This is a genomic window from Micromonospora sp. NPDC049230, from assembly GCF_040647875.1.
GTDB lineage: Bacteria > Actinomycetota > Actinomycetes > Mycobacteriales > Micromonosporaceae > Micromonospora.
Genome location: NZ_JBEZCZ010000014.1, coordinates 133,305 through 145,187, shown reverse-complemented (window position 1 = coordinate 145,187; position 11,883 = coordinate 133,305). Strand labels below are relative to the sequence as shown.

General features: G+C 72.2%; 8 protein-coding genes. 1 reads left to right on the top strand and 7 read right to left on the bottom strand.

Translation table 11 applies throughout. From position 1 onward, the window contains the following. Positions 1-291 precede the first annotated feature (291 nt). The 3 genes from AB0A95_RS15210 to AB0A95_RS15200 are packed head-to-tail and all read right to left on the bottom strand — an operon-like array spanning position 292 to position 5,138. Positions 292-2,769 (bottom strand): DUF3488 and transglutaminase-like domain-containing protein, encoded by a 2,478-nt coding sequence (locus AB0A95_RS15210; RefSeq protein WP_357556330.1) that lies wholly within the window; start codon positions 2,767-2,769, stop codon positions 292-294. A gap of 16 nt (positions 2,770-2,785) precedes the next feature. Continuing rightward, complete coding sequence (locus tag AB0A95_RS15205; protein ID WP_357556329.1) at positions 2,786-4,084, bottom strand: DUF58 domain-containing protein; 1,299 nt, start codon at positions 4,082-4,084, stop codon at positions 2,786-2,788. 1 nt (position 4,085) lies between these two features. Continuing rightward, a complete protein-coding gene (locus tag AB0A95_RS15200; RefSeq protein ID WP_357556328.1) occupies positions 4,086-5,138 on the bottom strand; it encodes a MoxR family ATPase in 1,053 nt (350 codons plus the stop codon). Between the two features lie 403 nt (positions 5,139-5,541). Here AB0A95_RS15200 and leuS point away from each other — a divergent pair, with 403 nt between their 5' ends. Further along, entirely contained in the window at positions 5,542-8,382 is a 2,841-nt protein-coding gene (gene leuS, locus AB0A95_RS15195) for a leucine--tRNA ligase (RefSeq protein WP_357556327.1), read from the top strand. Positions 8,383-8,449: 67 nt separating this feature from the next. Here leuS and AB0A95_RS15190 read toward each other — a convergent pair whose 3' ends face one another. Genes AB0A95_RS15190 through AB0A95_RS15175 form a run of 4 tightly spaced genes read right to left on the bottom strand, consistent with a single transcriptional unit; the run spans position 8,450 to position 11,859 of the window. Beyond that, a complete protein-coding gene (locus AB0A95_RS15190) occupies positions 8,450-9,226 on the bottom strand; it encodes a phosphotransferase (RefSeq protein ID WP_357556326.1) in 777 nt (258 codons plus the stop codon). Next, positions 9,223-9,906, bottom strand: a complete 684-nt coding sequence (locus AB0A95_RS15185) for a VTT domain-containing protein (protein WP_357556325.1) — start codon at positions 9,904-9,906, stop codon at positions 9,223-9,225. The genes AB0A95_RS15190 and AB0A95_RS15185 overlap by 4 nt, the downstream gene beginning before the upstream one ends. Beyond that, positions 9,903-10,622 carry a glutamine amidotransferase gene (locus AB0A95_RS15180; RefSeq protein WP_357556324.1) on the bottom strand — a complete coding sequence of 240 codons (720 nt, stop codon included), beginning with the start codon at positions 10,620-10,622 and terminating at the stop codon, positions 9,903-9,905. Before AB0A95_RS15180 ends, AB0A95_RS15185 begins: the two co-directional genes overlap by 4 nt. Continuing rightward, on the bottom strand, positions 10,612-11,859 hold the full coding sequence (locus AB0A95_RS15175; RefSeq protein WP_357556338.1) for a MurT ligase domain-containing protein: 1,248 nt from the start codon (positions 11,857-11,859) through the stop codon (positions 10,612-10,614). Before AB0A95_RS15175 ends, AB0A95_RS15180 begins: the two co-directional genes overlap by 11 nt. Positions 11,860-11,883: the final 24 nt, after the last annotated feature.

The window sequence follows — 11,883 nt, the reverse complement described above, 5'->3', positions numbered from 1 at the left end:
GGGGCGCCCTCTTCCGTTGATCGGTGTCACCGCATGATCGTGCTCGATCTTGCGTCAACCAGCACTGCCTCGCCGATCTTGGAGTTGTGGTGGGTAACAAAACGCCCGTAAAACCCCCAAAGTCGGCACCACAACTCCATGATCGGCAAGCCGGGCCGTAACGCAACGGTGTTGTCCTGGTTGTAGTGGCATCGCGCGTAACGGGAGGGGTCTCGTTCCTGGATCGAGCACGATCCTGGGCGGCCCCAGCCCCGACGCCAACGCAACTCCGGCGCTGAAGCCGGCGCCGGCTTAGCGGGCCGCTCGGTCGGCCAACAGCCGTCGAGGGTTCCAGCGCAGCAACCGGTACCGGGCTCGCCCGGTCAACGCCGCCATTCGGCCGGACGTGTCCGCCAGGGTGGTCCGCCAGCGCAGCAGCACCGACGGTGGCAGTACGGCGGCGACCAGACGGGTGCGTCGGTCCGCCTGTGCGGCGAGCGCCCCACGGACCGCGCGGAGCGCCGGCGCCAGCCGCTCACCGGTCAGCGGGTCGCGGGCGTAGCGGGCCCGCTCCTCCGCCTGGCCGAGCAGCCGTGCCGACCCGGTCGCGGCGCTGTCGTCGCCGAGGGTGTCGCGGACCAGCCGGTCCGCGGTCGCCCTGGGCGTCTCGGTCAGGTCGACCGGGACCCGGAAGTCCACCATCGTGTCGAGCAACTCGGCCCAGGCCGCGTGTGCGTCCGCGCGGGCCCGGTCGGCGTCCACACCGACCACCACCACCCGCGTCCCCGGCTCGCCACCGTCGTCGACGGCCGCTGTGGCGGCCACTGCGGCGCTCGCCGGCTGGCCACCCCGTCTGCGGCGCAGCGTCAGCCGACGCAGCGCGGGGATGGCGAGCAGAGCCAGCAGGGCCAGCAGGCCCGCCGCCCACCAGGGCCAGACCGGCGGCTGCTCGGCCGGCGTGGTGCCGCCCAGGGACAGTCCGTCGTCGATGTCCCGGTCGGCGTTGTCGGGCCCGGCCGGACCGGCCGACGCCTCGGGGCCCGCCGGGGTGTCCGTGACGCCGGTGCCCGGGGTGGTTGGTTCCGGCGCGTCAGTGTCCGGTGCCCAGGCCGAGCGGGTGGACCCCGGCACCCCGTACGTCGGGGTGGCGTCGAACGGCACCCAGCCGACCCCGTCGAAGAAGACCTCGGTCCAGGCGTGCAGGTTGAGGTTGGTCAACGTGTAGGTGCCACCGTCGCGCTTGCTGCCGTTGGTGAACCCGAACGCCACCCGGGCCGGGATGCCCGCCGAGCGGACCAGCCACGCCATCGCGGCCGCGTACTGCTGGCAGTAGCCGACCTTGTTGGTCAGGAAGTTGACGATGTCCTGCCCGCTGCTGCCGCTCTCGGTGCTGAGCCGGTAGCTGAACCCGTTGTCGGCCGAGAAGTGCTGGTAGATCGCCAACACCCGGTCGTAGTCGGTGCGCTTGCCCTGGGTCAGCCCCTTGACCAGCTCCTCCACCTCGGGCACCGGCCCGGGGGTGGCGGTCATCTGCCGGCGTACGGGGTGGTCGGCCGGCAGCGGTTGGGTGGCCCGCAGCGTCGCCGGCGTGTACGTCGAGCGGACGTAGTCGAAGGAGTACTTCCGGCCCCGGGAGTTTTCCCGGTTGGAGAAGACGACCTGCTGGTTGGGGTCGTAGAGCCAGTTGCCGCTGAGGTCGTCGGTGCGTACCGGCTCCGCGTAGACCGGCATCAACGACATGCTCAGGCTCTTGGTGACCTCGACGGTCGCCCGGTAGGTGGTCTGCTGCACGCCGGGGCGAGCCCGCTCGGCCGGGTCGGGCAGGTCCCGGTTGACCGCTCGGCCGGTCGGGTTGCGCGCCTGGAAACCAGTCTGGCGCAGCTCGTCGGCGACGGCGTAGCGCAGGTAGAACGGGCTGGGCTCGGAGGTGGTGACCTTGACCAGGTCGGCCACCTGGGACTGGTTGAGCTGACCGGCGAGCGAGGCGAACAGGTCGATCCGACCCGACGTGCCGCCCGAGCCGGACCCGTTGCCGGCGCCGTTGCCCGGGCCCCGGCTGAGGGAGTCGAGGAGCCCGCCGCTCAGGCCGGGCACCGCCAGCGGCAGCGCCACCGCCACCGCCACCCCGAGCACCGCCAGCCGACGGCCGGCCGACGCCAACGGTGAGGCCTCCCACACGTCGACGTCGCGGCCGTCGCCGGTGAACCGGCGCCCGAACCTGCGGACCCGGTCGACGTTGTCGGTGACCAGCAGCCAGAGGTAACCGGCGGCGCCCACCACGAACGGCGTCGCGGGGACGCTGTTCACGTAGACGGCGACCGGCACCGAGTAGATGGCGAGCATCGGCAACCCCGCCAGCGCGGGCCGGCGCAGCCCCACCGCCAGGACATCCACGAGTACGGCGACCGCGCCCACGCCGAGCACGGCGATGAACAGCAGCGGGTCGGTGTCCGGGACCTCGACCCCGTAGGAGCGCATGTCCTGCATGGAGCCGGTGAACAGGTCGGCGAAGTGCGCGAACGTGCTCGGCGTGGGCAGGATGGCGAACAGTTCCTGGTCGCTGGGGAACAACCAGGTCAGGGCGAGCAGCAGGCCGGCCAGCATGCCCAGCACCTGACCCCACAGTGGCGCCCGGACGAGCCTGGTCAGCGCGGCCGCCCCGGCCACCACGGCGACCGCGATGACGGACTCGACGAGCCATGTCCAGCTCTGGAAGATGGCCGACAGTGGCGCGGCGGCCAGCAGTGTGGCCGTGGCCGCCACCAGGCCGATGTTCCGACTGGCGATCATGAGGGGACCCTTCCGTTCATCGCACGCCGCCGGCGACCGTCTCGGCCAGCGCGGCGCGCAGGGCGAAGCCCTGGGAGCCCCGGCCGGTCTGCGGCCACAGGACCGGCAGCCGGGCACCGTGGTCGACACCGACGACGCGCCAGCCACTCTGCACCATGGCGAGGACGGCGGCGCCGTGCGCGTGCTCCGCCTCGGCCCGGGCCTTCTCCGGCAGGCTGAGCCAGGTGGAGCTGTTGAGCAGGAACCCGATGCAGGTGGCGCCGTTGCCCCGCAGCCCGGCCAGCAGCTCGGCCTCGGCCACGCTCACAGTGCCGAACAGCCCGATGATCAGCCCGCCGTCGGCGCGCTGGCGGACCCGCTGCACGAGACCTGTCACCTCGGCGCGCTGATCCAGGCGCACCTCGGCGAGGTGGTCGAGCAGTGCCCCGTCACCGCCGGCCTCGGACGCGTCCACGTCGACCCCCGAGCCGGTGACCAGGCGCAGCTTGTAGCCGGCCTGTCGGAGGTGGACGGCGATGCTCGCGGCGGCGGAGACGGCCCACTCGAAACTGGCCGTCGGCCCCTCGCCGCGGTGGCCGTACGCCCGGGTGTCCAGAACGACGGTGGCGCGGCTCTCCCACGGCTGCTCCTCGCGGCGCACCATCAGCTCGCCGGTGCGGGCGGTGGACTTCCAGTGCACCCGGCGCAGGTCGTCGCCGCGCCGGTACTCCCGGGTCGCCGCGTCGTCCTCGCCGTGCACCGCCACGGACCGGGCCCGGCTGTCGCCGCTGCCCGCGTACTCCCCGGGGAGCCGGACCGACGGCAGGGGGGTGACCTGCGGGATGACCGTCAGGTGGTCGGTGCTGGGGAAGGAGCGGGTGAGCTCGCACAGGCCGAACGGGTCGGTCATCCGGACCACCAGCGGACCCACGTCGTAACGGCCCCGCACGTCGGCGCGCACGGTGTACGCCACGGAGCTGGCCTGGTGCGCGCCGAGCCGCTCCAACACCACCCGGGGCCGGCTGCCCAGGGCGTAGGGCAGCCGGTCCTCCAGGAGCAGCGTGCCGGTCGGCAGCCGGGAGAGATTCTGTAGGCGCAGCACCACGCGGGAGTTGGCGCCGACCGGAACCCGATGCGGATCCAGTGACCGGTTGCAGGCCAGCTTGTAGCGGCTGCGCCCGACGTAGGCCGCGGCCAACAACGGCAGGATGGCCAGCAGCACCGCCACCCGGAGCAGGTCCTTCTCGCCGAGGATGCCGGACGAGATCGCCGCCGCGACCGCGGCGGCGAGGAAGGAACGCCCGCGGGTGGTCAGCCCGCGCAGCCCGGCACGCACGTCATGGCCTCCGCGGCTCGTAGGGCGCGCGGCCGTTGCCGGAAGCGGGCCGGGTGTCGTACGGGTTGCGCTGCCGGTCGTGCGGCAGCGGCAGGCGGTGCACCAACTCGGAGACGATCGCGTCGGTGGTGCGCCGGGCCAGCTGCGCGTCGGCGGTGGGGATGATCCGGTGCGCGAGCACCGGCACGGCCAGGGCCTGTAGGTCGTCGGGGAGCACGTAGTCACGACCCTCCAGCGCGGCGACCGCCCGGGCGGTGCGCAGCAGTTGCAGGGTGGCTCGGGGGGAGGCGCCGAGCCGCAGGTCGGGCGCCTCGCGGGTGGCGGTGACCAGGTCGATCGCGTACTGCTTGACCGCGTCCGCGACGTGCACCTGCCGGACGGTGGCGATGAGCTGCCGGACGATGGCCGCGTCGGACACCGCGCGCAGCTCGTTCAGCGGGTCGGTGGCGCCGTGCCCGTCGAGCATGGCCAGCTCGGCGTGGGAGTCCGGGTAACCCATCGCGATGCGGGCGGTGAACCTGTCGCGCTGCGCCTCGGGCAGCGGGTAGGTCCCCTCCATCTCGATCGGGTTCTGGGTGGCGATCACCATGAACGGGGTCTGCAACTGGTAGGTCACGCCGTCGACGGTGACCTGCCGCTCCTCCATGCACTCCAGCAGCGCCGACTGGGTCTTCGGCGAAGCCCGGTTGATCTCGTCGCCGACCACCAGGTTGGCGAAGACGGCACCGGGGCGGAACTCGAAGTCGTGCGTCTCCTGGTTGTAGACGCTGACACCGGTGACGTCGCTGGGCAGCAGGTCGGGGGTGAACTGGATCCGTCGTACGGTGCAGTCGATGGACCGCGCGAGGGCCTTGGCCAGCTTGGTCTTGCCGACACCCGGGACGTCTTCGATCAGGAGGTGACCCTCGGCGAGCAACACGGCCAGGGCGAGCCGCACGGTGGCGGTCTTACCCTCGATGACCTGCTCGATGTTGGCCACGATGGCCTCGCTGGCGGCGCGGAACTCGTCGTGCGGCAGTAGGCCGCCCACCTCGTCCCAGGTCTGTTGTGTCACGGGCCTCCTCCTCGTCGCCGTCACGGCAGCTCTGTAGAGAGCACCTGGACCCGCCGTTGGGTTCGCGACGTCGAGCCTCGTTTGCCGCAGGATTCTCACTAGCCTCTCAGGCTAACCATGTTTGTCGTTATCGCCGACCCCCGCAGGCGGTCCGTCGGTTACGCCCCGATATTCGCCACGTCGGGGGACGCGGCCCGGCCCACCCCGGGGGCCGGCAGGCCGGACCGTCGGCGGGGTACACTGCCGAACATGGCCGGAGTCTTCCTGCTTCTTACCGGGCCGTGCTGATGCGCTGATCCCAGCGACAGCACGGCGGCCCCTCCTGCGCGAGGGGCATTTTTGTGCCCGCCGCCGGCCCGGCCCGGCGCCGCCGAGACGAAGCGAAGCGAAGCGAGGAGAGACGATGAGTGAGGCAGCCGCACCGGCGGGCGACATTCCCCCGTTCCGGTACACCGCGGCCCTGGCCGACGAGATCGAGATCCGTTGGCAGGACACCTGGGCGCGCGAGGGCACCTTCCACGCACCGAACCCGACCGGCCCGCTGGCCGACCCGACCCACCCCCGCGCCGGCGCGGACAAGCTGTACGTGCTGGACATGTTCCCCTACCCGTCCGGAGCCGGCCTGCACGTCGGCCACCCGCTGGGCTACATCGGCACCGACTGCTACGCCCGCTACCAGCGGATGGCCGGTCGCAACGTGCTGCACGCGATGGGCTTCGACGCGTTCGGCCTGCCCGCCGAGCAGTACGCGGTGCAGACCGGCACCCACCCCCGCACCACCACCGTGGCGAACATCGAGCGGTACAAGGCGCAGCTGCGGCGGCTGGGGCTGGCGCACGACGAGCGCCGGTCGGTGGCCACCATCGACACCGACTTCTACCGCTGGACCCAGTGGATCTTCCTGCAGATCTTCAACTCCTGGTACGACAGCGACGCCGGCCGGGCCCGCCCGATCGCTGAGCTGATCGCCGAGTTCGAGGGCGGTAACCGGCAGACCCCGGACGGCCGGGCCTGGGCCGAGCTGAGCGTCGCCGAGCGCCGCCAGGTCGTCGACGACCACCGCCTGGCGTACGTCTCGGAGGCGCCGGTCAACTGGTGCCCGGGGCTGGGCACCGTGCTGGCCAACGAGGAGGTCACCGCCGACGGCCGCTCCGACCGGGGCAACTTCCCCGTCTTCAAGCGCAACCTGAAGCAGTGGAAGATGCGGATCACCGCCTACGGTGACCGGCTGCTGGACGACCTGGACAGCCTGGACTGGCCCGAGCCGATCAAGCTGATGCAGCGCAACTGGATCGGGCGCTCGCAGGGCGCGCACATCGACTTCCCCACCGAGCAGGCGCCGGTGCGGGTTTTCACGACCCGACCGGACACCGTCTTCGGTGCCACCTACATGGTGCTGGCACCCGAGCACGAGCTGGTCGACGCGCTGGCGCCGGGCGCCTGGCCGGACGGGACGAGGGACGCCTGGACCGGCGGGCACACCAGCCCGCAGGCGGCGGTCGAGGCGTACCGCAAGGCCGCCGCCGCCAAGACCGACGTCGAGCGGCAGTCCGACAGCAAGGAGAAGACCGGCGTCTTCATCGGCGCGTACGCCACCAACCCGGTCACCGGCGGGCAGATCCCGATCTTCATCGCCGACTACGTGCTGGCCGGCTACGGCACCGGCGCGATCATGGCGGTGCCGGCGCAGGACGAACGGGACTGGGCGTTCGCCGAGGTCTTCGAGCTGCCCATCGTGCGCACCGTGCAGCCGGCGGAGGGCTTCGACGGCAAGGCGTACACCGGGGACGGCCCGGCCATCAACAGCGCCGCGCCCGAGCGCGGCCTGGACCTGAACGGCCTGGGGGTCGCCGACGCCAAGGCGGCGATCATCGCCTGGCTGGAGGCGAACGGGCACGGCACCGGTGCGGTGACCTACCGGCTGCGCGACTGGCTGTTCTCCCGGCAGCGCTACTGGGGTGAGCCGTTCCCGATCGTCTACGACGAGACCGGCGCGGCCATCGCCCTGCCGGAGGAGATGCTGCCCGTCGAGCTGCCGGAGGTGGACGACTTCTCCCCGAAGACGTTCGACCCGGACGACGCCGACAGCAACCCGGAGACCCCCCTGTCGCGGCGACGCGACTGGGTCGAGGTCGAGCTGGACCTGGGCGACGGGCCGAAGCGCTACACCCGCGAGACCAACGTGATGCCGCAGTGGGCCGGCTCCTGCTGGTACGAGCTGCGCTACCTGGACCCGACAAACGGTGACCGGTTCGTCGACGCGGAGAACGAGCGGTACTGGATGGGTCCGCGCGGCGAGGGCGACTGCGGGGGCACCGACCTGTACGTCGGCGGCGCCGAGCACGCCGTGCTGCACCTGCTGTACGCGCGGTTCTGGCACAAGGTGCTGTTCGACCTGGGGCACGTCTCGTCGTTCGAGCCGTTCCGCAAGCTGTTCAACCAGGGCATGATCCAGGCGTACGCGTACACCGACTCGCGCGGCAGCTACGTGCAGGCCGAGGAGGTCATGGAGCGCGACGGCGCGTACTACCTGGGCGACCTGACGGTCAACCGTGAGTACGGCAAGATGGGCAAGTCGCTGAAGAACGTGGTGACCCCCGACGACATGTGCGCCGCCTACGGTGCGGACACCTTCCGGGTGTACGAGATGTCGATGGGTCCGCTGGAGGTGTCCCGCCCCTGGGAGACCCGGGCGGTGGTCGGCTCGTACCGGTTCCTGCAGCGGGTCTGGCGGGCCGTCGTCGACGAGCAGACCGGCGCGCTGCGGATCACCGAGGACCCGGCCGACGCGACGACCCGCCGGCTGCTGCACACGGTGATCGACGGGGTCCGTGCCGACATGGACGGCATTCGGTTCAACACCGCGATCGCCAAGCTGATCCAGCTGACCAACGGGCTGACCGGGCTGTCGGCGACGCCCCGCGAGGTGGCCGAGCCGCTGGTGCTGATGGTGGCGCCGTTCGCCCCGCACCTGGCCGAGGAGCTGTGGCGCAGGCTGGGCCACGACACCTCGCTGACGTACGCGGACTTCCCGACCGCCGACCCGGCGCTGTTGGTGGCCGAGACGGTGACCTATCCGGTGCAGGTCAACGGCAAGGTCCGTGGCCGCGTCGACGTCCCCGCCGACGCCAGCGAGGAGACCGTCCGCGCGGCGGCCCTGGAGGCGGTGGCCGCCACCCTGGCCGGCAAGGAGCCCCGCAAGGTCATCGTGGTCAAGGGCCGAATGGTCTCGGTGGTGGCGTAACCCCGCCCCGCCCCGCTCGCGTCGATCATGGAGTTTGTGGTGGCCGGTTCATCCCCTGCCCAGGGGTTCACCGCCACGACTCCATGATCGACCTGTGGACGACGGCGCGGTGCGCACGTACCCAGTCGTGCCAGTGAGATATCAGCGCGCCTACTCCTGCCTCGCGGAGGCGGCGCATGGCCGGGTGGGGGCTGGTGTCGATGGTCCGCCAGGTGCCCTCGATCTGGTGGAGCATCAGCTCTGTCAGCTCCCCTCGGGGCAGCAGCCCGGGGCCGGCCGCGTCGTAGGTGTCACAGAGGACGCGACAACGCCGACCCAGCTCGGCGGGATCGGCACCGTCACCCAGTGTGGCCCAGTGCCAGCCGGCGAACGCCACGTCCTCGATCCGCCGGCCCGGGGCGGCCAGGTCCCAGTCGATGAAGACCACCGGGAGCGGCCCGGCCGGGAAATCCCGGTACACAGTGTTCTTCGGCGACAGATCGCGGTGACACACGGTCTCGGCGTCGCCGGCCAGGTCGGTGCCCGCGCACGCGTCGTGCAGACGCCGGATCAGCTTGGCCAGCCGCGCCAGCGCCGGATCGGCGAAGAACGCGGGATCCTCGGAGTCCCGCCACGGCACCCGCCCCGGAACGTAGCTGAGCACCTGCCGGCCGCGGTCGTCGACGCCCAGGTGATGGGGTGCGAGGTCCGCGCCCACCCGGGCCAGGTGACGCAGCAGCGCGCCGATGAAGTCCGGGTTGGCTGGCGGGGTACGCCGTACCGTGTCGCCGACCCGGACCACCTCGGCGACGAAGCCGCCGGTGAGCGGCTCCTCGACGCCGTGGGTCGGCTCGGGCGCGGTCATACCGGCATCCGGCGGCGTTGTCGTTCGGCGCGCCACCACATGTGGACAAGCACCAGGCTGGCGATCAGGCCCAGGCTGGCGGGGGCGGCGGCGTACCAGTTGATGTGCCCGGGTGAGCTGACCGACGCGCCGATCGCCGCGTAGCCGAAGGCGGTCGGCGCGGAGGCGATCACGCTGCCGGCCAGGAACGGCAGCACCCGGGCGCCGGTCGTGCCGTAGCCGTAGCTGACCAGCCCGAAGCCGGCGATCGGCAGCAGCCGGACGGTGACCACACCGACCACGCTCTGCCGGGCGAACCAGCCGTCGAGGCGGGCCAGGCGGCCACGGACCCGAACGGCCACGAACTCCCGGCCGAGCAACCGGCCGACGGTGAACCCGATCGCCGCGGCCACCAGTGCGGCGCCCAGGGCGTACGCGGCGCCCTCCAGGGGGCCGAAGATCGCGCCCGCCGCGAGCGTGACGAAGGTCCGGGGGACCAGGACGACAAGCAGCAGCGCGCCGCCGAGGATCGCCGCCACCGGGGCGAGGTCGCCCAGCCTGTCGGCCAGCAGCGGCAGCTGCTTCGGATCCGGTCGGGGTGCCAGGAGCAGCAGCAGCCCGCAACCGCCGATCAGCAACACGAGCAGGGCGAACCGGGCGGCCGACGGCTGCCGCAGCAGCCGACGGACGGCACGGATCATGCCCGGGCGGCGGCCACCGCAGAGCGGCGCTCGTTGCGCAGCCGGTCGGGCCAGGTGTCGTCCAACGGCGGAAGCTGGTGTGCCCCGGTGGCCCAGCGCAGCAGGAGGTCGGCCAGGGCCGGGTTGCGGGCCAGCGCCGGACCGTGCGAGTAGGTGCCGAGCAGCTTGCCGCGCCAGGCGCCCTCGGTGGCGCCGTCGTTGCCCACCCCGGCGGTGACCCGGGCCAGCGGGGAGACCTCGGGGCCCAGGTGGGTGCGACCGCCGTGGTTCTCGAAACCGGTGAGCGGGGGCAGGCCCAGCCGAGGGTCGATCTCACCGGACAGCTCGCCCACGGCCCGGCTCTCGCCCCGGTCGGACTTCAGGTCGAGAAGCTCCAGGCCACGGCACTGCACGCCCTTGGCGAAGAACGAGGTGCCGAGCAACTGGTAGCCGGCGCAGACGCCGAACACCACCGAACCCTGCGCGACCGCCCGGTGCAGACCGCCGTCGGCGATCAGGCGCTGCGCGCCCAGCGCCTGTGGGCCGTCCTCACCGCCGCCGACCAGGTAGATGTCGGCGGTCGCGGGCAGTCGCTGGTCGGAGCGGACCTCCAGCACCTCGACCGGCATCCCGCGCTGGCGGGCCCGGCGGGCGAGGATCAGGGCGTTGCCCCGGTCGCCGTAGGTGGACAGCAGGTCGGGGTAGATCCAGACGATGCGCAGGCTCTCAGATGACACGGTCCAACTCCGCTCGGATGTCCTGGAACGCTGTGTAGTTCGCGATGACCTCCAGCCGGCCGGGCGGGACCGACCGGAGTGCGTCGTCGAACGTGCGGACGTGCTGGAACGGCACGTCGTTGACGTCCAGGCGGACCGCCAGGTCGTATGCCCGGTCACCGGTGATCAACACCTGCCGACCGCGCAGCGGGGCGAAGTCGACGTCGTAGAGCCAGGAGGTGTCGAGGCCGTCGGGGTCGCGCGCGTTGATGGAGAGCAGGGTCGGGGCGTTGTCGGCCATGTCGAACGCCTCCAGCCAACTGGCCGGGTTCTTCGCCAGCAGCAGCCGGATGTTGCGCCCGTCCTTGTCGACCTGCGCGTAGCGGCCGGCCACCGAGGTGACGATGCCGAGGCGGGACACCGCGTCGACCGGGCGGACGCCGAACTCGGCGGCCACCGCCAGCGCTGTCGCCGCGTTGCCGAGGTTGACCTTGCCGGGCAGTTGCAGGGAGACCTTGTGCCAGGCGCCGGTGGGGTCGAGCACCCCCTCGTCCTCGACGACCCAGTGCGGCTCCGGCCGGCGCAGCGGACAGCCGGTGCACCACCACTGCTCGCCGGAGCGCTGGATGGTGGAGCCGCACTCCGGGCAGACCCACGAGTCGTCGTGCCAGCGCTGGCCGGCGCTGAACCAGGTCACGTGCGGCGGGTTGATGCCCCGGGCGGGGTCGCCCGGCGGGGTGGCCGCCCAGACCACCAGCGGGTCGTCGGCGTTGGCCACCACCCGGACGCTCGTGTGCCGGACCAGCGCCGCGCGCCAGAGCTGCGCCATCATGGCGACCTCCTTGGCGCGGTCGAGCTGGTCGCGGGAGAGGTTGAGCAGCGCGACCACGTGCGGCTCGGTCGCCTCCAGCACCTGGGCGAGGTAGTGCTCGTCGACCTCGAGCACCGCGTACGGGGTGCTGCCGGCCTTGGCCAGCGCCGAGGTGTGCCCACTGGGCATGTTGGCGCCGAACGAGTTGGTGGCGACCCGGCCGAGCACGCCGACCGCGGCGGAGGTCAACCGGGTGGTGGTGGTCTTGCCGTTGGTGCCGGAGACGAGCGCTATCGCACGCCCGGCCGACAGGTGGGCCAGCAGGTCCGGGTCGATCTTCAGGCCGATCCACCCGCCGATCACCGAACCGTCGCCACGGCCGGCCGCCCGGGAGAGCGCCGCGGCGGTCCGTGACACGGAGCTGGCCACCTTGGCCCGTAGGGGCATTTTCGCGTCCGTCACGCGAGCGAG

Bases quoted from the DNA above. Each gene is read 5' to 3' on its own strand.
- AB0A95_RS15210 (WP_357556330.1), bottom strand. From the start codon at position 2,769: ATGATCGCCAGTCGGAACATCGGCCTGGTGGCGGCCACGGCCACACTG.
- leuS (WP_357556327.1), top strand. From the start codon at position 5,542: ATGAGTGAGGCAGCCGCACCGGCGGGCGACATTCCCCCGTTCCGGTAC.
- AB0A95_RS15185 (WP_357556325.1), bottom strand. From the start codon at position 9,906: ATGATCCGTGCCGTCCGTCGGCTGCTGCGGCAGCCGTCGGCCGCCCGG.
- AB0A95_RS15190 (WP_357556326.1), bottom strand. From the start codon at position 9,226: ATGACCGCGCCCGAGCCGACCCACGGCGTCGAGGAGCCGCTCACCGGC.
- AB0A95_RS15175 (WP_357556338.1), bottom strand. From the start codon at position 11,859: ATGCCCCTACGGGCCAAGGTGGCCAGCTCCGTGTCACGGACCGCCGCG.